The following is an 18,348-nucleotide window of genomic DNA, read 5'->3' as shown; positions in this document are numbered from 1 at the left end:
CGTCGATCTCATCCTACGGCAGCGATCGCAGCGATGCCCCTACTGCAGAAGACGTATCCGTGAAAAACTGCAGCACAAACCAATTCTGCCAAAGTAGTGCTAGCCCAGCTCGAAGCTGGTGACGCCGAAGACGCGGTCGATCCGCAGCGACCGGATCGGTCCCGTGTACATCCGCGCCGTCTCGAACACTGGTTTGAGCCCGAGCTCGCCCGCGAGCGCGATGGCCTCGCGATTGACGGCGGGGACATCGAGGAACACTTCGCCGCCGGCCACACCCGCAAGCAGGGCCTGAACGATCGCTTCCGCCGCCGCGCGATCGTCGGCAACGAGCGGACCGATCTTGTGACCCGTTTGGCACGGCCGGATCACGCCCCATGCGGACAGCTTGCCGTCGCGCAGCAGCGCGCGGCCGACATGGCCTGATGTGTTGATCCAGGCGTGCAGGAACGCGCTACGCGCGGCAGGGAAGACGGTGGCATCATCGGCTTCAACACGTGCAAACGGGATGTTATCGAGGGCGACGACATCGGCAGGCGGTTTCGGTGGCGCGGCTACGGTGCCGCCATAGCGGATATTGGCGTAGGCGAGCTGGAAGCCCGATTTTCTGTAATTGTCTTGCTGCGCGACCACGCCATCGAGCCCGATCACGCGAGTGCCCGCGTGCGCGATCGCCGCGTTCCAGATGCGCAGGCCATGGCCTTTGCCGCGAAAACTCTCGCGCACGATATAGAAGCCGAGGAAGGCGAAGCGGTCATCGTAATTGACGCAGGAGACGGTCGCGACCGGCTCGCCGTCGATCTCGCCGAGAAAGAAGCCTTGCGCATCGGGGATCGCAAAGCAGGCGGCATCGGCCAGGCCCGGATTCCAGCCCTCGGCCGCGGCCCAATCGATGGGGACGGCGATCTCCTCCGGACGCAAAATGCGGATCTGCAAATCGCTCATGACGAATGCTCTCGACGATGGACCTGCCGGCGGGTCTGGCGGTAGAAGGCCTCATGATAGGTCGGGCATGCGGCTCGCCTCAACGATATTCGCAAGGGATGATCGGTCATGGCGGAGAAGGTTGCACTCGTCACCGCGGGCGGCAGCGGCATGGGGGCTGGGGCGGCACGGCGGCTGGCAGCAGATGGGTTTCGCGTCGCGATCCTGTCGTCCTCCGGCAAAGGCGAGGCGCTCGCCGCCGAGCTCGGCGGCTTCGGCGTCACCGGTTCGAACAAGTCCAACGACGATCTGAAGCACCTCGTCGAGGGCGCGATGACCAGGTGGGGACGGATCGACGTGCTCGTCAACAGCGCCGGCCACGGGCCGCGCGCGCCAATCACGGAGATCACCGACGAGCAATGGCATGCCGGGCTCGATACGTACCTTCTCAACGTGATCCGTCCCACCCGGCTGGTCACGCCAGTGATGCAGGCGCAGAAGAGCGGCGCCATCATCAACATCTCGACCGCCTGGGCGTTCGAGCCGAGCGCGATGTTTCCGACTTCGGCCGTATTCCGGGCAGGGCTTGCTGCCTTCACGAAAATCTTCACCGACGCGCATGCGGCCGACAACATCCGCATGAACAACGTGCTGCCGGGCTGGATCGACAGCCTGCCGCAGACCGAGGCGCGGCGCGACAGCGTGCCGATGAAGCGCTACGGCAAGGTCGAGGAGATCGCGGCGACGGTCTCGTTCCTGGCCTCCGACGGCGCGGCCTACATCACCGGCCAGAACATTCGCGTCGACGGCGGACTGACGCGCTCGGTTTGAGCGGACCCTCAATGTGAGGCGACGAGCCGCGCCAGTTCCGGCAGGATCTTGTAGCGCGCAATCTCGTGCGGATATTCGCCGCGATTGGCGAGCAGGATCAGGCCGAGCCGTCGCGCCGGCACGAGACCGATATAGCCGGAAGCGTTGTTGAGACCGCCCGGCTTGTCCACGAGGGCGACGCCGGGCAGATGCACGCTCTCCCAGGCCATGCCTTGTCCGAATTTTTCGTCGATGCGGAAGGCCTCATGCTGCGTCATCCGCAACGCCTCGCGCAGATGCGGATCGAGCGAGCGGCCATCGACGCAGGCGGCAACGAAGCTCGCGAGATCCCGCGCCGAAGAGAACATCTGGCCCGTGCCGGAAAAGTCAAAATAGCTCTGCTGGTTGCCGATCGGGCCGATTGCCATGCCCTGGTCCGAATAGCCCTGGACCACGCGCCGCATCCAGGCCTCGTCCATGACAGCGCGGTTGTCTTCGCCGCGCTCGGGGACACAGGTCGCGGTCATGCCGAGCGGTCCAAGGATGCGCTGTTCGAACAGGGTCGCGATCGGAGCGCCGTAGCGGCGCTCGAGCACGAGCTGAAGCAGGACGTAGCCGGCGTGGGTGTAGATGCGCTGCCGTCCGGGTGCGACGCCGGGCGGCGGTGCGAAGGCGTTCAGCATGGCGATGAACTGGTCGCGCGTAAACTGCTCGTCCGGCCAGGGCGGATGATCGGTCGGCAGCAACAGCCCCGAGGTGTGCGTGACCAGCTCGCCGATGGTGACGCGGCGGACGTAGTCGCCGTTCAGCTCGGGAAGGTATTTCGGCAAATGGTCGTCGAGCCCCAGCTCGCCGCGCAGCGCACCGAGCGCCACGAGAGTCGCCTCGAAGGGTTTTCGCAAGGAGGCGACATTGAACAGCGTGTCCGGCGTCACCGGCCGTTTTGCCGCATCATCGGCAAAGCCGTAGGTGAAGAACTCGACATGGCGGCCGGCATAGAGCGCGGCGGCAAGGCCGCCCGCATGATCCGGCGTCGCGGTCGCCGTAAGCCCGTTCGCGACGATGTCGCGCATCTGCGCAATCATGTCGGAATCCGCCGAGGCGCGGCCGGGCAAGGCCAGTGCGAGTGGAACGAGCGCTGCCCGGGAGAGCGCCCTCCGGGCCCTTCTTAACGTGACGGCGCGCACGCCCCAATTCACGATTGCGCGTTGAGGGTTCCGCCTGGCGGGGCCCGAGACCGAATCACTTAGCCTGTGGGCTAACAATGATTGACGCGAAACGGTGCTGGCGCTATAGTTAGCTTCATGGCTAACCAATTGTCCCGGCTCGATCAGATCTTTGCCGCGCTCGCCGACCCCACGCGGCGGGCGATCGTGATGCGGCTCTGCGCGGGCGAGGCCTCCGTCGGCGAGCTCGCCGATCCCTTCGACATGGCGCTGCCGAGTTTCATGAAACACATCCATGTGCTGGAGACGAGCGGGCTCGTGCTGTCGGAGAAATCCGGCCGCGTCCGTACCTGCCGCCTCAGCCCGGATGCGCTGATCAGCGCGGAAGACTGGTTCCAGCAGCAGCGTGCCGTCTGGGAGATGCGGCTCGACCGGTTCGCAGTCTATGTGATGAAGCTCAAGAAAGAGAAGGAAAGGGCGGCCGCCAAGCGTCCGTCCCGGACAACCAAACGGAAAGGTTCTGAGTGATGACGAGTTCTGCCAATGCCGCCCTGTCGCAATGGTCGCTCGACCGCGAGATCGTGATGTCGCGCGTGATCGACGCGCCGCGCGATCTCGTGTTCGAGGCCTGGTCCGATCCGAAACACCTGCCGCAATGGTTCGGACCGAAGGGGTTCAAGGTCGAGACCTTCGAGATCGACGTGCGCGTCGGCGGAGTCTGGCGCTTCAACATGGTCGGCCCCGACGGCACCGTCTATCCGAACCGCATGCGCTTCCGCCGCATCGAGCGGCCGTCTCTGATGGAGATGGATCACGGCGCCGACCAGGACGACGATCCCGGCCTGTTCCGCTTCACCGTCACCTTTGCCGAGCAAAGCAACGGCAAGACCGTGCTGACGCTGCGCCAATTGGCCTCGAGCACCGAGCAGCGCGACGCCATGATCGGATTCGGCGCCGTCGAATACGGCTACCAGACACTGGACAAGCTGGCGGGGTATGTGGCCGGGATGAAGGGCTGAGAAGGGCCGCACTCATTCCGAGGTCGATGCTTCGCATTGAGCTAGCTGAACGCGTTCTAGGTTCAGCAGCTCGGAAGGTTCTAAGTTCGGTAGCTCGGCAAGACCGGTGCGGCCCCGGCGGAGAGAATTCGGCGGGGTCGCATTAACGCGTGGCTCGGTCGTGCTCGGCTTTCGGAGGACCTGACCGATTGTCCCGCTAGCGTCGCGGTGTGGTGCCGTCTGACGGTGGGGTAGTCTCGTTGCGCATGCCTTTGGGACTGGAGGCACCTTGTCCGCCGCGCTCCACATGCGTGATGTCGCCACCGCCGCCGGCTCCGGAACCGCCTGCGCCCGCACCGCCTCCATCGCCCGAACCTGCGCCGGCTCCCGCGCCGGCACCCGCGCCGGCGCCGGCACCAGCTCCGCCGCCGGCGCCCCCAGCACCACCACCGGCGCCGCCGCCGCCCGCTTGTGCGAACGCTGCGCCGACTGAAGCGCCGGCCAGCATCGCGGCCGTGAAGATCGTCAGAAATGTCTTACGCATGATCTTGCTCCTTGAAGTTTTACCACGGACCAATCACGCGCGTCGCCAACCGTTCCTACGTTCATTGATGTTGGAGGACCTTCCGGCGGTGGACCGGAACGCCCGGCTCCGATGCAGGTCGCCTGCGGCAATCAGCCCGGTACCCTTAGGAACAATCGCCCCTTCTTCCTGGTTGCGGCACGAAGCCACTCAAACGGAGGACAGGAAAATGGCTGACGCAGCCCGCGATACGTTCGTGGTCGGACTACGCAACGCGCACGCGATGGAAATTCAAGCGAGAGAACTGATGGAGCGCCAGTCGGAGCGGCTGGACGAATATCCCGAAGTCAAGGCAAAGGTCACCGCGCACCTTCAAGAAACCAATGAGCAACTGAATCGGCTGGAGAAGTGCCTCGAGGCCTGCGGCGAGAGCACGTCCAGCCTGAAGGACACGACGCAGTCGGTCATGGCCAATATGATGGCGATGGCGCATTCGGTCGCCGGCGACGAGATCCTCAAGAATACCTTCGCCAACAACGCGTTCGAGAATTTCGAGATCGCCGCCTACAAGTCGCTCCTGACGCTCTGCGGCGCCGCCGGAGCGCCCGAAGCCAAGCCGCTGCTCGAAGTCTCGTTGAAGGAAGAGCAGCGCATGGCCGCCTGGATCGACTCAAATGTCGAGAAGGTGACCATGGAGTACCTGACGCATCAGCGCCAGGCCGCGTAGTTCTCCGCGTTCCCAGGATATCGAACCACCGGCGCGCCAGGGCGGCCGGTGGTTTCTCACGATTGCCAACGGGAGCGAGCGTTCGGCCCCGAGGAACGATCGCTGCACTCCGGCTTTGGCAGTGATGACGCACATCATCTTCAGTGACTATCGCAACCCCGCCGCCGAGCAGGCCTTCGAGATTGCCTGGGATTTTCTCGCGCGAACTGGCGCCATTCGCGACGAATTCGAGGCCTGCGCGTTCCTGGCCCAACGTATCGCCGTGATGGTAGACGAGGGTCAGACGAACCGGATCCGCATGGCCAATCGCGCGATCTCCGAATATCAGCATCAAGTCGACGAAGCCGATAGCCTCATCCGCAGCGGCGGCCGCCGTGCCGAGGGACGTTCCTGACCGTCATTCGCCTTTGAGGCCGGCGTCGCGGATCAGCTTGGTCCATTTCCGCGTCTCGTTGTCGATGAATTGGCCGAACTCGGTCGCGGTGCCGGGGCGCACTTCGAGGCCCTGGGCGGTCAGCTTGTCCTTGATTGCGGGTTCGGCGAGCGCGCGCAGCACCTCGGCCTGGAGCTTGTTGACGATCGTGCGTGGTGTCGTCGATGGCGCCATGAAGCCGTACCAGCCGGCGGCGGCCACGTTGGGAAAGCCCTGTTCGCGCAAGGTCGGCGCCTGCGGGTAGAGCGCGCTGCGCTCGGGCGAAGCGACGCCGAGCACGATGAACTTGCCGCTCTGGATGTAGGGCAGCGCGGTCGGCAGCGCCGTCAGCGTGGCGTCGACGCGGCCGGCGAGCAGCTCGGTGTAGGAGGCGGCATCACCGCGGAACGGGATGTTGAGGCCCTTGACGCCGGCGTCCCGGAACAGGAGCTCGCCGGCAAGGTGCGGCTGCGAGCCCGCGCCGGGCGAAGCGAAGGTGAGGCCGTCGGGCTTCGATTTGCCGTAGGCGATCATCTCCGGCAGCGTCTTGAACGACGCGTCCGCGCTGATAATCAAGAACAGCGGCGCGATCACCGCCATTGCCACGGGTTGCAGATCCTTTCGCTCGTAGGTCAGCTTGCCGAACAGCGCTTCGGCGGTGGCATAGGGAGCTGCGACATAGAGAATGGTGTAACCGTCGCCCGGCGCATGCGCGACCAAAACGTTGGCGATGCGCGTGCCGGCGCCCGGCTTGTTCTCGACGATGAACTGCTGGCGCAGGCTGCGGCCGAGCTCCTCCGCCAGGAGACGCAGCGAGATATCGTTGGAGCCGCCGGGCCCGTAGGGTGAGATTAGCCGCACCAGACGTGACGGCCAGGCGTCCTCAGCGCGAGCGGAAAATGGCGGGTTCGCCAGGCAGGCGGCGAGGGCGCCCAGCAATGTTCGGCGTGTGATGATCATGATGGCCTCCCCGACGTGGGGCGCCAGCTTGTTTGTTCATGTCCTGGCGCCCTTCTTGTCTTGCTTGCGTGTCTCGGCTGCCGGCTCCGCCGCCTTGACGGTCGCACGGATGCTGTCGGCGAGCGCCGCGATGCGCGGGCCGATCTCGCCCTCCAGCTGCCCCGGCTGGAGTCGGAATGCCGGGATGCCGCAATTGATCGAGAACGACTGCTTCGCTTCGCTCGCGTGAAACAGCGGCGCGGCGACGGCGTGGATCGAAGCCATATACTCGCCCCAGCAGGTGCAGAAGCCGCGGCTGACGCATTGAGCGAGGCCCGCTCGGTATTTGTCCTGGAAGGCGGCCCACAACTCGGAATCTTCGGCAGCGATGCGCCGTTCCAGTTGGGCCGCTTCGGCCGGCGGCAAGATCGCTGCCGCGGCGCGGCCCATGGCGGTCATTACAACCGGAATCGGCATGCCGATGTCAGGGACGTGCGGGCCGACGTCGCCGGAGCGCGCAGTCTCGACATAGATCATGGAGGTCGCATCCAGCAGCCCGATCGAGACGGTGCCGCGGACACTCTGCGCGAGCTCCTGCATCATGGGCCGTGCAATCTGGCGAAATTGCATGTCGGCGAGCAGCGGATGCGCCATGCGCAAGGCCCGTGCGCCGACGCGATATTTGGCGCGCTCGGGGACGGAGCGGAGATAGCCGAGCTCGGCCAGCGTGTGAGTCAGCCGCGCCACTGTCGGTCGCGGAATCCCGGTCAGTGTCGACAGCTCCATGTTGCCGAGCTCCGTTGCTCCGGCCCTGAAGGCTTCGAGCACCACGAGGCCCTTTGCCAATGTCGTCGCAAACGCAGCGTCGTCTGCGCTGTCGGCGAGCACCGCGGCGGCCGACGAAGAGGCGAGGAGCGGTTTGGAGCGGGATCGGGCCATCCGGGCTTTAATGAACCGCGCGGGGACGGTTGTCCAATAAATTCAGAAAATACGCCGTTTCTGTCCAGTATGCGGACAAAGATAAATCCCTCCAGCCTGGTCAGGAGCCGCACGGAAGGTGCCGCTACACACACATTTTTGTCGTGATTCCACGGCGTCTTGTGACAGGATTATTACGAACACATGTCACATCGATTACAGCGGAGCGATTCATGTTGCAGTGGCAGGCACGGTCAAATCCCCTCGCGTGGTGGTGGGGGTCCCTGACGCTGGTCAGCGCTGCCAATATCCTCGTCTGGTTCATGCTGTACCGCGAGTTCTACCCGACCGTTGCGGGCAGCCTCAGTGGCGGCTCGGATATCGGCCTGATGTTCCTGCTGTGCGCGGCCTATGTGTTCGGTTGCGCGTTTCGCTCAGTGCTGCCGCGCGCCGATGTGCAGCGCATCTGCCTGTTCGATACCTGGCTGTCGAGCGTGTTCGTCGGCCGTACGGTCGCAACCGTCGCCGAAGTCTGCTTCGCGGCGCAATGGGCGATCATTCTGCATCAGCTCGGGACCATGACCGGCGCGCAGACCGCGGTGAACATCGCGCTCGTGATCGTGCCGATCGTCATCATCGCGGAGTGCTTCTCCTGGTACGCGGTGGTGACCACCAACTTCCTCTACAACGCAATCGAGAATTCGCTGTGGGCGGTGACCTTCTTCCTCGCCGGCATCGCACTGTGCCGCCTAATGCCGGAATTCCAGGGCGTGGTGCGCTGGGCGCTGATCGCGGGAATCGTCGGCATCGCCTGCTTCCTCGCCTTCCTCGTGACCGTCGACGTGCCGATGTATCTCAGCCGCTGGCGGGCAGGGCACGCCGAGGGCGGCAGGTTCCTGGGCTTCCTCGAAGGCCTGCACGATGTCGCGACGCGCTGGGTCGTGACTCACGACATCGCGCATTGGAAGGGCGAGCTGACCTGGATGTTCCTGTATTTCAGCGCCGCGGTGTGGTCGAGCTTGGCGCTCTGCGCACTCTACGCGATGGAAGGCTATCTGGTGCGCTATCTCGCCTGACGGTCAGATTTTCGGTTGACGCGTACTCTTGAAGCGAAGCGGCATCCAGCTTCGCTTCAAGGGGCTTTACTTGCCGACCAGGCTGCATTTGCTGCGGTCGAGCGGACGAAAGGCCTGGTCGGGCGGGATCGTCGCGACCAGCTTGACGAAATCCCAGCGACCTCTGGATTCCTCGGGCGTCTTGACCTGCACCAGGTAGAGATCGTGCACCATGCGCTGGTCCTCGCGAATGCGGCCGTTGGGCGTATAGGCATCCGACACCGGCGTCGCCTTCATCTTGGCCATCACGGACGCGCTGTCGTCGGAGTCGGTGTCCTTCACGGCTTGCAGATAGTGGCGCACGGCGGAATAGACGCCCGCCTGGATCTGCGAGGGCATCGCTTTTCTGCGCGCATAGAACGCATCGGAGAACTTCCGCGCGGCGGGCGAGACGTCCTCGAAGAAGGAGGTGACGATGAGATCGCCGCGCGTCGCCTTGAGCCCGACCGCCTCGATGTCGACGTTCTGGAACGACATCGGCACGATCTTCATGCCCTGGGCGGCGAGGCCGAATTCCTCAGCCTGCTTGATCGCGGTGGCGTTGTCGCCGGCGACGTTGATGGCCAGGATCCTGGCGCCCGAGGACTGCGCCTGCAGCAGGAACGAGCTGTAGTCGGGCGTGCCGAGCTGGGCTTTCACACTGCCGGCGACCTTGCCGCCGAGCGCAGCGATGCGCTCGCGCGCGGTTGCCTCGATCGAATGGCCGAAAGCGTAGTCCCCGGTGATGAAGAACCATGGCTCCTTGCTGGTCTGCATGATGCCGGACACAACCGCCGTCGCGGTGGAATAGGCGTCCTGGGTCCATTGCACGCTGGTCGGCGCGCAGGCTTCATCGGTGAGCTGGTTGGCGCCGGCACCGGAGACGAGGAAGATTTTGCCGTTCCCGCGCACCAGCTCCTGCACCGCGAGTGCGGCGCCGGAGCTGCCGCCATCGGCGATGGCCTGGACCCCGTCGCTGAACCATTTTCGCGCCAGCGATGCGGCGAGATCCGGCTTGTTCTGGTGATCGGCCTGCAAGATCTCGATCGGCTTGCCGTTGATCTTGCCGCCGAACTCCTCCGCGGCCATGCGCGCCGCCTCGACCGAGCCCGGGCCCATGGCGGTCGCGAACACGCCGTTCATGTCCGTGAGAACGCCGATTCGGATGGCGTCAGCCTTGATCTCGGCGTGCGCGCTGGTGCCTGCAAGTGCCAGCGCGATTAGCACAGTGGCAACGGATGTCGTGCGGAGGGTGGCCATGGCGTTTCCTGATGTCGTTATGTTTGATTGATTGGCATCGGTGATCAGGCCGGTTCGGCGATGACCGTGTTGCGCAACGTGCCGATGCCGGAGATTTCGACCTCGACGGTGTCGCCGGGGCGCATCCACAGCGGCGGCGAGCGCTTGGCGCCGACGCCGCCGGGCGTACCCGTGACGACGACGTCGCCGGGGACGAGCGGGCAGATCGTCGAGATGTAGGAGATCAGCTTGGGGATGGCGGTGATCAGGAGGTCGGTGGTGGTATCCTGCACGATGGTGCCGTTCAGGCGCGTCTGCAAGGTGAGCCTTGACGGATCTGGAATTTCGTCCGCCGTCACCAGCCATGGGCCAAAGCTGCCGCTTTCGGCAAAGGTCTTGCCGGAGAGGAACTGGCTGGTGTGGCGCTGCCAGTCGCGGATGCTGCCTTCGTTGTAGCAGGAATAGCCCGCGACATGGTCGAGCGCGCGGTGTGCGGGAATGTGCCGGCCTTCCTTGCCGATGACGAGTGCGAGCTCGCCTTCGTAGTCGAAATCGTCGCTGACCTTCGGCTTCACGATCGGCTGGAGATGGCCGACCTGGCTGCAGGCGAAGCGCGCAAACAGCGCCGGCTTTTCGGTGACGGTGCGACCGGTCTCGGCCACGTGATCGCGATAGTTGAGACCGACGCAGATAATCTTGCCGGGATCGGGGATCACGGGCGCGAAGCTGATCTTGTCGAGCGCGTGATCGGGGGCCGCGGAGTCGGCCAGCCTTGCCGCCTCGGCGAGGCGATCGGCCTCGAGCAGCTGCCGCAGCGTGGTGCACCCGGCTATGCGCGCGCCGAGATCGACGACACCGTTGTCCTTGACGGTGCCGAACGAGGGACGGCCGTCGACGATGAAAGAAAGCAGTTTCATGAGATATCCTCGAGAAAGTGTCCGCTCAGGCCGCTGACGGCACGTGGGTTGGAGGCGCAATGGGGGCGATGAGGCGGTCGAGCTCGGCCTCGTTGCGGGCGGACCCGCGCACATAGCGGTCCGGGCGAACGAGTGCGGCGATGATGCCGTGCTCGCGCAGCCAGGGGCTGATGCCGTTGGCATCCTCGCTGGTCAGGATCTTGAGCCCCGTCTGCGACAGCGCCAGGCGCGGCAGTGCGGCCGCCCTCTCGACGAGCAGGAGATGATGATAGCCGGTCCGGTCGTCGCTGCGGCGTCCGTCGCTCAGCATGAATTGCGGTGCGAGGTGTCCGGCGAGCGGCAGGTCGCCGAACGCGAGGCCGGGGCCGAGCAGGGGCTTCTTCACTTCCAACTTGACCGGCGCGTTCTCGCGCGCTTCGCCGGCGGCAAGGCCGGCCTCGATCGCCTTGGTGTTGATGATCCCGCCGAGGCGAATGGCGAGCTCGATGAACTCGCGCACATGCGGCAGGCGTTCGCTCTGATAAGTGTCGAGCAGATCGGGCGCGGCGCTCTCGCGGATCACGCTCGCCAGCTTCCAGGCGAGGTTGGCGGCATCGCGGATGCCGGCGCACATGCCCTGGCCGAGGAAGGGCGGAGTCTGGTGGGCGGAGTCTCCCGCGAGCAGCAGACGTCCGCTGCGCCATCGTTGCGCGATCACGGAATGAAACGTGTAAACCGCGGCGCGCTCGATCTCGGCATCGTCCGGCGTGATCCAGCGCGACAACAGCTCCCAGACTTTTGCCGGCTGCGTGACCTCCTGGGTGTCCTCGTCGGGCAGGACCGTAATTTCCCAGCGCCGCCGCGTGCCGGTGCCGCGCACGTAAGTTGCGGGCCGCCTCGGATCGCAATGCTGGAGGCTGTAGTCGCCGAGGTCGTCGCGCGCGCGCTTGAGCAGCACGTCGATCACAAGCCAGCGCTCGTGGAAGCCGAGGTCGTCCATGCCCGAGCCGATGAAGCGGCGCACCAGGGAGCGGGCGCCGTCGCAGCCGATCACGTAGCCGGCGCGAACTTCCCTGAGTCCTCCGTTGGAGAGGTCCTCATAGCGGACGCGCACGCCGGCCTCATCCTGATCCAGCGCGAACACGTCGCAGCGACTGCGCAAGGCGACATGTGGCCAGCGGGCGAGGCCGCCGATCAGCACGGTCTCCAGATCAGGCTGGTGGAAGCGGTAGCTGAGATTCCAGCCCATCGGTGTCGGCGTCTGCGGGCGCGACCAGTCCAGCAGCATGCGGCCGTTGGTATCGAGAAAGAGCATGCCGGGGCTGAGGATGACGTGCGGCAGGATCGCGTCAGCAAGGCCGATGGTCTGGAACACGCGCATGCATTCGTCGTCGAAATGCACCGCGCGCGGCAAATGATAAGTCCGGGCCTCGCGCTCGAGCACGAGCGTTCGCGCGCCGCACAGGCCGAGCAAATTGGCGAGCGTGGCGCCGACCGGACCGCGGCCGACGATCACGATGTCAAACTCTTCTGGGGCGGATTTATCTTGCATGGGGCTATCTTTTCCCCAAGCGGTGCGATCCCTTCAACACTGCCGCGCCAAGTGTCCGCCCAGCGGACGGCGACTAGACCTCGACGGGAATGGCTGACGCGGTCTCCTGAAGCTGGCCCGCGAACTGCGCCACCGCTTCCTCGATGCCCAGCGCGGAGCGGATCCAAATAATTGAGATGCAGCCGAATACGGTGCCGTTGCGAACGATGGGCACGGCGATCGAGGAGGTCTTGGGATTGTATTCGCCCTCGCTGCGGATCGCGTAACCGCGCGCGGCAGTCTCCGCGATCATGCGGTCGAGCCGGCCTTGGTCGAGGAAGGGGCGGTCGTCGGCCTCGTCGATGCGGCGCAAATGACTGACGATCAGATCGCGCTCGCGCGCGGGGCAGGCGGCGAGATAAGCGCGCCCCGCGGACGTTCGCAGCATCGGCAGGCGCTTGCCGATCATGCCGCGGTCGATCGAGAGGGGACTGCGCGAATGGGTGGTTTCCTGCACCACCATCGCGGCGTTCTCGTAGGTGGAGAGATCGACTGGCCAGATCAGGGTCTTGCTGAGTTCGGCGAGATAAGGCGCTGCCGCCTGACAGATCACCACGCCGGGGTCATAGCCGTCACCGAGGCTCAGCGCCCGCCGGGTCACACGAAATCGGTCGTCGCTGGCGCTGCGCGCGACATAGCCGAGTTCCTCCAGCGTTTCGAGCAGGCGATAGACGGTGGGACGGGGCAGGTCGAGCGCGCGGGCAACGTCGCCGGCGCGGATGCCGCCGGAGCGGTTGACTTCCTGCAGCACGTCCAGCCCGCGCTTGAAGGCGCGGACGCCGTCAGACTGCCGAGGCTGGCCGTTCCGCGTCCGCTCCTTGGACACTTTGTATTTCCTCCCTTGTGGCACATCCCGGCGCGCTTATTGTCGTTGCGAACGCGAGGCGATTGCGGAACGCCACCGTAGGATCGCGCGCGGCCGGTATCAAGCTCGCCGCAGTACGGCGATCGCGATGCCTTCGGGAAGGAATTCGATGGAAATCGCAGCGCTCGGGTATATCGGAATCAGTTCATCCCAGCTCGACCAATGGAGCCTGATGGCGACCGGGCTGCTCGGGATGCAGCAGGTCGATCGTGGCGGCAAGGTGCGGGCCTTCCGCATGGACGACCGCAAGCAGCGGCTGATCGTCGACGGCGGCAGCGATGCGGGCCTTGCGGTGATGGGATGGGAAGTTCCTTCGACCGCCGAACTGGACAAGTTGGCAGGACGGCTCGAAAGACATGGCACCAAGGTGACGAGGGGCTCGCGCGCACTCGCTGACGAGCGGCATGTCGGCGAGCTGATCGCGTTCGCCGATCCCGCCGGCAACCGGCTGGAGGCTTTCTGCAAGCCGGAGCTTGCGAGCGAGCCGTTCGAGCCGGGCCGCCCGATCTCGGGCTTCCGCACCGGGCCGCTTGGCATGGGGCATGTCGTGCTCAATGTGGAGAATGTCGAGGTGCTGTTGCCGTTCTATCGCGACGTGCTCGGTTTTCACGTTTCCGATTTCGGGCTGAAGCCTTACGGGCTTTATTTCTTCCACGTCAACGGCCGTCACCATTCCTTTGCGATGGTCGGATCGGGGCGGAAGGCGATGCATCACTTCATGGTCGAGCTCGGCTGCCTCGATGATGTCGGGCAGGGCTACGACCTCGCGCAGATGGACGAGGGACGCACCGCCTACACGCTGGGCCGGCACACCAATGACCACATGACCTCGTTCTACGTGAATACGCCGTCCGGCTTCTTCATTGAATACGGCTGGGGCGGACGCGTCATCGATCCCGAGGCCTGGCAGCCGCACGAGACCTCTGATGGGCCCTCCCTATGGGGTCACGAGCGGCTGCATATGCCCGAAGAGCAGCGCAAGCGGCTACGCGACATGCGGCTCGACGCGGCTGCCCGCGGCGTGCGCGTCGCCGATCCGCGTGTGCCGCCGCTCAACTGCGCGTGGCTGGACTCGGTGGTCGCGCGCGAATGATGCTCGGCGGCGCAGCTCAGGCCTCGCCGAGATCGACCTCGGTCAAGATTCCCTGGCGCAGCGCCAGCCGCACCAGCTCGATGTCGGAGCCGACGCCGAGCTTGTCCTTGATCAGCGAGTGCAGGTTCGCCACTGTCTTCGGGCTGACATGCAGCGTCGCGGCGATCTGCTCAGTCGTGTTCTCGGCGAGCAGCAGGCGGAGCACCTCGAATTCGCGCGGCGTGAGCACGTCGGCGGCCGAGCTCTCGCCGCCGATGCGGCTGAGAGCAAGCTCATGGTCGATGTCGGGGCTGATGGCGATCTTGCCGGCGAGCACGTCCTTCACCGCGCGCACCAAGGTCTCGGGTGGACTGGTCTTGGTGACGTAACCCCTGGCACCGGCGCGGATCGCCTGCACGGCAAAGCCGGCATTCTCGTGCATGGTGAAGACCAGGATCCTTGCCGCCTTGTCCCATTGCCGGATCCGCCTGACGGCCTCGATGCCGCCGATGCCGGGCATGCTGAGGTCCATGATGACGAGGTCGGGTGCCTCGGATTTGTACAGCCGGTAGGCTTCCGCGCCGTCGGCCGCCTCGGCGACGACGCGCAAACCCGGCTGTTTCTGGAGCACGGAGCGATACCCCTCGCGGACGACGGAATGGTCGTCGACCAGCAAGATGGTCGCTTCAGTCGTGCTCATGCGGCGTGCTCCAGTGCCTGCCGATCGGTGGCCGCGAGCGGAATGAACACGCGCAGCGCGGAGCCATTAGGGCCGGTCTCGAAGCTCAGCCGGCCGCGAAGCGCGGCGACGCGCTCGCGCATGCCGAGCAGGCCCATGCCGGATTTGACGGCCGCCTCGTTCGGCCGGCCGTCGTCCTCGATCGCGAGCGCGATCTCATTTTCGGCCATCGTCAGATGAAGGCTGACCTTCGTGGCCCCGGCGTGCTTGGCCGCGTTGGTGAGCGCTTCCTGCACGATCCGGTAGAGATTGGCGCTGACGGAGGCGGGCACGTTCTCGAAGGCGCCGTCGAACCGGATATCGACGCGGGTCTGGCCGCGGCTGCGGCCGTTCCACCCCGCCACCAGGCCTTCGAGGCTCGCGACAAGGCCGAGCTCGTCGACGTCGGGGGGCCGCAACCGGAACAGCGCGCCGCGCAGCGTCTCCATCATGCCGGTCGCGGTCCGGGCAATGCTGTCGCACTCTCCCAGCAGCCCCGGGCAGTCCTGCGCCGCCGTCTGGCGGGCGGACGCGGCAAGCGCGCGGATTGCGGCGAGCGACTGGCCGAACTCATCATGCAGCTCGCGCGCGAGATGGCGGCGCTCCTCGTCCTGTAGCGCGATCAGTTTCCGCGTCAGCTCGTTGCGTTCCGCAAGCGCGATGTCGAGGCTTTCGGCGAGGTGGTTGAAGACGTCGCGGATGGCAGAGAGCTCGGCGAGATCGAACGGCGGCAACCGGGTCGTGAGGTCGCCACCCGCGATTCGCTCAAGGCCGCTGCCGATCATGCGGGTGGGGCGCAGGGCGCGAGCGAGTGCGGCATAGACCAGCGCGCAGAGCAGCGGCAACGCGATCGCTAGCGCGATCATCAGGCGGCCAGCCTCGTGCCAGGCCTCGGCCGTCTGCACGGTGGGGTCGACCGAGACCACGGTCTCGCCGAGCGTCGTTCCGCGCACGATCACCGGGCGTGCCGCCTCGCGGCCGGGGTCGAACAGGCTGCGATAGAAGGCGGCGAAGGCTTGCGGCGGCGGGCTCGCCGGGGCAGGCGCGCCACTACAGAAGCGCTGAAGCATCTCGCCGCTAGCGCTCCGGAATCCAAGACACAGACCGGCGGTCATCACATGGGCCGAAACCGGATCAAGGTTCGGGAAGTCGGAGCGGGGGCTAGCTACCCACTGGACCTTGCCCTGTTGCAGCTCCAGTGTCTTCGCCACGATGGCGGCGATACCGTCGATGCGCGCATGCGCTGCGCGTTCGGCCGTAACAAGGAAATAGGCGGAGATCGCGGCGAAGCAGGCGGCCGATATTGCGGCCACGCGGAGCGTCAGACGGACCTTGAGATCGAACCTCGGGCGATTCCACATCGGCGGGCACCTGGTGCGAACGGGTTTTGTCGCTCGTCCATTAAACGGCAGAACGCAACCCGCGGGAAGCGTTCGCGTCCTTCCGCAGTGCAATGTCGTGAAATTTTCCCGGCGCTCGTCGGGACAATTACGGCTGCGTGGCCTCAGGCGACCCGTCCAGATTTGCAGGGCCGCTCCATCCCACGAGGCTCCTTCATGCACTGCTTCCGGCTGATTCTCTCTGCTTTTTTCCTCTTCGGCCTCTCTTCGTCGCGAGCCGATGCCGAGGCTGCGATTGGCGTTGCCATGGACGACTTCAGCTATACCGATACGTCGGGCGAGCCGGCCAACCAGACCGCCGCCCACGAGCGGCGGCTATCGGCGTTCATGGCCGCGCTGAGGCGGGATATCGGCACGGACCGGCGCTATCGGCTGCTGCGGTCTGCCGAGGACGGTGCGGCGTTCAAGGTCGTCGGCGGCATCCAGAAGACCAGCACGCTGGTGCAATGGGCCAAGGTCGCCGTGATCGACGTCGGCGCCAAAAGGCTCGTGATGGACAAGCTCTACACCTTCCGCGGCGACAATGATGAATCGTGGGAGCGCGCCGAGATCTTCGTGTCCCGCGAGGTCATGGCTGCGCTCGCCACGCCAGCTCCGGTCGCGCTTGCCGTGTTCGACTTCGAGCTCGAGGACATGACGGCCGCTTCCGCGATCGTCTCGGCTTCGGACGCCTCGTATCTGGCCGAGGTCAGCGCCGCCGTGCGCGAGGCGCTCGGCCATTCCGGCCGTTATCGGATCGTCGATGTCGGCGGAGGGACGGCGAGGACGGGCGCCTTGCGGGATTGCGGCGGCTGCGAGGCCGCGATTGCGCAGAAGCTCGGCGCGGACCTGTCGCTGATCGGGGTGGTGCGGCGTGTCAGCCGCACCGAATACACGCTCGGCTTCCAGGTGCGCGATGCCAAGACCGGCGCCGTGGTGGCGCGCGGCGACAGCGGCCTGCGCCTCGGCGCGGACTATTCCTGGAAGCGCGGCGCCGTGCGGCTGGTCAGCGACCGGCTGATCGAGAGTCAGCAGGCCACCGACGCTCCTAGAAAGTAAGCTGCACCTTCATCGATTGTGAGCGGTCGCTGGCGAGTTCGAAGGCGGCGACCGCGCTCTCGAACGGCATGGTGGCCGTGATCAGCGGCTTGACGTCGATCAGGCCTTCGCCCATCAGCCGCACCGCGAGCTCGAACTCGGAATCGAAGCGGAAGGTGCCGCGGAGCTGCAATTCCTTGGCGACGATGGAGTTGATCGGCAGCGTCATCTCGCCACCGAGGCCGAGCTGAACGAGCGTGGCACCGGGCCGCAATACGTCCAGCGCGGTACGGAGTGCGGCCTGGTTGCCCGAGGCTTCGAACAGCGTATCGAACACGCCCTTGCCGGCACGCCAGGAATCGAGCGCAGTGGCATTGGTCGCGACATTGATCGCGTGCGTGGCGCCGAGCTTCTTCGCGACCGCGAGCGGGGCGTCCGCGACATCGGTCACCACGATCTCGGCGGCGCCGCCGAAGCGCGAAACCAAGATCATCAGCGCGCCGATCGGGCCGCAGCCGGTGATCAGCACGCGTTTGCCGAGGAGAGAACCGGCCTGATTGCCGGCATGCAGACACACGGCGAGCGGTTCGGCGACCGCAGCTTCGGCGAGCGACAGTCTGTCGGCGATCGGTACGGCCCGCGTGGCGCCGACCGTAATGAATTCGCGAAAGCCGCCTTGCACATGGGGGACGCGCATCGCGCTGCCGAGGAAGCGCATGTCGAGGCACTGGTTGTGCATGCCTTCCCGGCAATGCAGGCACTGGCCGCACGGATTGCTCGGATTGACTGCAACGCGCGTGCCCGGCCTCACCTGGGTGACGCCGTCACCGACGGAAGCGACCACGCCGGCGATCTCATGCCCCAGCGCCATCGGCTGCTGGATGCGGACCACGCCGAAGCCGCCGTGATGGTAGTAGTGCAGATCGGAGCCGCAGATGCCGCCATTGGCAATCTTGACGCGGACTTCGCCCGGTCCGGGCTCCACATCCGGATAGAGGTCGATCCGCAAGTCTTTCGGGGCGTGAATGACGACGGCGCGCAT

At 65.7% G+C, this 18,348-nt stretch carries 20 protein-coding genes; 8 read left to right on the top strand and 12 right to left on the bottom strand.

The genetic code is table 11. The features are described 5' to 3' along the window. Nucleotides 1–99 precede the first annotated feature (99 nt). Complete coding sequence (locus IVA78_RS03790) at nt 100–942, bottom strand: GNAT family N-acetyltransferase (RefSeq protein WP_247275682.1); 843 nt, start codon at nt 940–942, stop codon at nt 100–102. 108 nt (nt 943–1,050) lie between these two features. Here IVA78_RS03790 and IVA78_RS03785 point away from each other — a divergent pair, with 108 nt between their 5' ends. Beyond that, nucleotides 1,051–1,752: an SDR family oxidoreductase gene (locus IVA78_RS03785; RefSeq protein ID WP_247420507.1), complete on the top strand. Its 702-nt coding sequence runs from the start codon at nt 1,051–1,053 to the stop codon at nt 1,750–1,752. Between the two features lie 8 nt (nt 1,753–1,760). Here the strand turns inward: IVA78_RS03785 and IVA78_RS03780 are convergent, their stop codons facing one another. After that, nucleotides 1,761–2,816: a serine hydrolase gene (locus IVA78_RS03780; protein WP_247420510.1), complete on the bottom strand. Its 1,056-nt coding sequence runs from the start codon at nt 2,814–2,816 to the stop codon at nt 1,761–1,763. A 219-nt stretch (nt 2,817–3,035) separates the two neighbouring features. Here IVA78_RS03780 and IVA78_RS03775 point away from each other — a divergent pair, with 219 nt between their 5' ends. Further along, complete coding sequence (locus IVA78_RS03775; RefSeq protein ID WP_247275685.1) at nt 3,036–3,425, top strand: metalloregulator ArsR/SmtB family transcription factor; 390 nt, start codon at nt 3,036–3,038, stop codon at nt 3,423–3,425. After that, nucleotides 3,425–3,916, top strand: a complete 492-nt coding sequence (locus tag IVA78_RS03770; protein WP_247275686.1) for an SRPBCC family protein — start codon at nt 3,425–3,427, stop codon at nt 3,914–3,916. The genes IVA78_RS03775 and IVA78_RS03770 overlap by 1 nt, the downstream gene beginning before the upstream one ends. 196 nt (nt 3,917–4,112) lie before the next feature. On the opposite strand, the gene IVA78_RS03765 is transcribed toward IVA78_RS03770, so the two are convergent. Beyond that, nucleotides 4,113–4,439 (bottom strand): hypothetical protein, encoded by a 327-nt coding sequence (locus tag IVA78_RS03765; RefSeq protein WP_247275687.1) that lies wholly within the window; start codon nt 4,437–4,439, stop codon nt 4,113–4,115. Nucleotides 4,440–4,647: 208 nt separating this feature from the next. On the opposite strand from IVA78_RS03765, the gene IVA78_RS03760 reads away from it, so the two are divergent. Together IVA78_RS03760 and IVA78_RS03755 are read left to right on the top strand one after the other, a co-directional pair. Then, nucleotides 4,648–5,145, top strand: a complete 498-nt coding sequence (locus tag IVA78_RS03760) for a ferritin-like domain-containing protein (RefSeq protein WP_247275688.1) — start codon at nt 4,648–4,650, stop codon at nt 5,143–5,145. 124 nt (nt 5,146–5,269) lie between these two features. Beyond that, nucleotides 5,270–5,539, top strand: coding sequence for a hypothetical protein (locus IVA78_RS03755; RefSeq protein ID WP_247275689.1), 270 nt, complete (start codon nt 5,270–5,272; stop codon nt 5,537–5,539). A 3-nt stretch (nt 5,540–5,542) separates the two neighbouring features. Here IVA78_RS03755 and IVA78_RS03750 read toward each other — a convergent pair whose 3' ends face one another. Together IVA78_RS03750 and IVA78_RS03745 are read right to left on the bottom strand one after the other, a co-directional pair. Next, nucleotides 5,543–6,517, bottom strand: coding sequence for a tripartite tricarboxylate transporter substrate binding protein (locus IVA78_RS03750; protein WP_247275690.1), 975 nt, complete (start codon nt 6,515–6,517; stop codon nt 5,543–5,545). 36 nt (nt 6,518–6,553) lie between these two features. Beyond that, nucleotides 6,554–7,435, bottom strand: a complete 882-nt coding sequence (locus IVA78_RS03745; RefSeq protein WP_247275691.1) for an IclR family transcriptional regulator — start codon at nt 7,433–7,435, stop codon at nt 6,554–6,556. A 212-nt stretch (nt 7,436–7,647) separates the two neighbouring features. On the opposite strand from IVA78_RS03745, the gene IVA78_RS03740 reads away from it, so the two are divergent. After that, a complete protein-coding gene (locus IVA78_RS03740) occupies nt 7,648–8,490 on the top strand; it encodes a hypothetical protein (protein WP_247275692.1) in 843 nt (280 codons plus the stop codon). Between the two features lie 66 nt (nt 8,491–8,556). Here the strand turns inward: IVA78_RS03740 and IVA78_RS03735 are convergent, their stop codons facing one another. The 4 genes from IVA78_RS03735 to IVA78_RS03720 all read right to left on the bottom strand — a co-directional run bounded on the left by IVA78_RS03735 (nt 8,557) and on the right by IVA78_RS03720 (nt 13,060). After that, nucleotides 8,557–9,768, bottom strand: coding sequence for an ABC transporter substrate-binding protein (locus IVA78_RS03735; protein WP_247275693.1), 1,212 nt, complete (start codon nt 9,766–9,768; stop codon nt 8,557–8,559). 44 nt (nt 9,769–9,812) lie between these two features. Beyond that, complete coding sequence (locus IVA78_RS03730; RefSeq protein ID WP_247275694.1) at nt 9,813–10,664, bottom strand: fumarylacetoacetate hydrolase family protein; 852 nt, start codon at nt 10,662–10,664, stop codon at nt 9,813–9,815. A 25-nt stretch (nt 10,665–10,689) separates the two neighbouring features. Then, complete coding sequence (locus IVA78_RS03725) at nt 10,690–12,195, bottom strand: bifunctional 3-(3-hydroxy-phenyl)propionate/3-hydroxycinnamic acid hydroxylase (protein WP_247275695.1); 1,506 nt, start codon at nt 12,193–12,195, stop codon at nt 10,690–10,692. Nucleotides 12,196–12,268: 73 nt separating this feature from the next. Further along, entirely contained in the window at nt 12,269–13,060 is a 792-nt protein-coding gene (locus tag IVA78_RS03720; protein ID WP_247275696.1) for a DNA-binding transcriptional regulator, read from the bottom strand. 148 nt (nt 13,061–13,208) lie between these two features. Between IVA78_RS03720 and IVA78_RS03715 the strand changes: the two genes are divergently transcribed. Beyond that, nucleotides 13,209–14,192, top strand: a complete 984-nt coding sequence (locus tag IVA78_RS03715; RefSeq protein ID WP_247275697.1) for a VOC family protein — start codon at nt 13,209–13,211, stop codon at nt 14,190–14,192. A gap of 16 nt (nt 14,193–14,208) precedes the next feature. Here the strand turns inward: IVA78_RS03715 and IVA78_RS03710 are convergent, their stop codons facing one another. Together IVA78_RS03710 and IVA78_RS03705 are read right to left on the bottom strand one after the other, a co-directional pair. Next, the gene (locus IVA78_RS03710) at nt 14,209–14,871 is read right to left on the bottom strand and encodes a response regulator transcription factor (protein ID WP_247275698.1); all 663 of its coding nucleotides are present in this window, start codon (nt 14,869–14,871) and stop codon (nt 14,209–14,211) included. Next, on the bottom strand, nt 14,868–16,250 hold the full coding sequence (locus IVA78_RS03705; RefSeq protein ID WP_247275699.1) for a histidine kinase: 1,383 nt from the start codon (nt 16,248–16,250) through the stop codon (nt 14,868–14,870). The genes IVA78_RS03710 and IVA78_RS03705 overlap by 4 nt, the downstream gene beginning before the upstream one ends. A 195-nt stretch (nt 16,251–16,445) precedes the next feature. Between IVA78_RS03705 and IVA78_RS03700 the strand changes: the two genes are divergently transcribed. Beyond that, entirely contained in the window at nt 16,446–17,327 is an 882-nt protein-coding gene (locus IVA78_RS03700) for a DUF3280 domain-containing protein (protein ID WP_247275700.1), read from the top strand. Here the strand turns inward: IVA78_RS03700 and IVA78_RS03695 are convergent. Next, nucleotides 17,317–18,348, bottom strand: coding sequence for an L-idonate 5-dehydrogenase (locus IVA78_RS03695; protein ID WP_247275701.1), 1,032 nt, complete (start codon nt 18,346–18,348; stop codon nt 17,317–17,319). The genes IVA78_RS03700 and IVA78_RS03695 overlap by 11 nt on opposite strands.

The organism is Bradyrhizobium sp. 137 (assembly GCF_023074095.1).
GTDB lineage: Bacteria > Pseudomonadota > Alphaproteobacteria > Rhizobiales > Xanthobacteraceae > Bradyrhizobium.
The sequence above is the reverse complement of the archived record's forward strand: the minus strand, read 5'-3'. Positions and strand labels throughout refer to the sequence as shown.

Coding starts and splice junctions, on each gene's coding strand:
- IVA78_RS03730 (WP_247275694.1), bottom strand. CDS start 10,664: ATGAAACTGCTTTCTTTCATCGTCGACGGCCGTCCCTCGTTCGGCACC.
- IVA78_RS03780 (WP_247420510.1), bottom strand. CDS start 2,816: ATGATTGCGCAGATGCGCGACATCGTCGCGAACGGGCTTACGGCGACC.
- IVA78_RS03740 (WP_247275692.1), top strand. CDS start 7,648: ATGTTGCAGTGGCAGGCACGGTCAAATCCCCTCGCGTGGTGGTGGGGG.
- IVA78_RS03770 (WP_247275686.1), top strand. CDS start 3,425: ATGACGAGTTCTGCCAATGCCGCCCTGTCGCAATGGTCGCTCGACCGC.
- IVA78_RS03725 (WP_247275695.1), bottom strand. CDS start 12,195: ATGCAAGATAAATCCGCCCCAGAAGAGTTTGACATCGTGATCGTCGGC.
- IVA78_RS03700 (WP_247275700.1), top strand. CDS start 16,446: ATGCACTGCTTCCGGCTGATTCTCTCTGCTTTTTTCCTCTTCGGCCTC.
- IVA78_RS03790 (WP_247275682.1), bottom strand. CDS start 942: ATGAGCGATTTGCAGATCCGCATTTTGCGTCCGGAGGAGATCGCCGTC.
- IVA78_RS03735 (WP_247275693.1), bottom strand. CDS start 9,768: ATGGCCACCCTCCGCACGACATCCGTTGCCACTGTGCTAATCGCGCTG.
- IVA78_RS03750 (WP_247275690.1), bottom strand. CDS start 6,517: ATGATCATCACACGCCGAACATTGCTGGGCGCCCTCGCCGCCTGCCTG.
- IVA78_RS03710 (WP_247275698.1), bottom strand. CDS start 14,871: ATGAGCACGACTGAAGCGACCATCTTGCTGGTCGACGACCATTCCGTC.
- IVA78_RS03705 (WP_247275699.1), bottom strand. CDS start 16,250: ATGTGGAATCGCCCGAGGTTCGATCTCAAGGTCCGTCTGACGCTCCGC.
- IVA78_RS03760 (WP_247275688.1), top strand. CDS start 4,648: ATGGCTGACGCAGCCCGCGATACGTTCGTGGTCGGACTACGCAACGCG.
- IVA78_RS03785 (WP_247420507.1), top strand. CDS start 1,051: ATGGCGGAGAAGGTTGCACTCGTCACCGCGGGCGGCAGCGGCATGGGG.
- IVA78_RS03775 (WP_247275685.1), top strand. CDS start 3,036: ATGGCTAACCAATTGTCCCGGCTCGATCAGATCTTTGCCGCGCTCGCC.
- IVA78_RS03765 (WP_247275687.1), bottom strand. CDS start 4,439: ATGCGTAAGACATTTCTGACGATCTTCACGGCCGCGATGCTGGCCGGC.
- IVA78_RS03715 (WP_247275697.1), top strand. CDS start 13,209: ATGGAAATCGCAGCGCTCGGGTATATCGGAATCAGTTCATCCCAGCTC.
- IVA78_RS03745 (WP_247275691.1), bottom strand. CDS start 7,435: ATGGCCCGATCCCGCTCCAAACCGCTCCTCGCCTCTTCGTCGGCCGCC.
- IVA78_RS03755 (WP_247275689.1), top strand. CDS start 5,270: ATGACGCACATCATCTTCAGTGACTATCGCAACCCCGCCGCCGAGCAG.
- IVA78_RS03695 (WP_247275701.1), bottom strand. CDS start 18,348: ATGCGCGCCGTCGTCATTCACGCCCCGAAAGACTTGCGGATCGACCTC.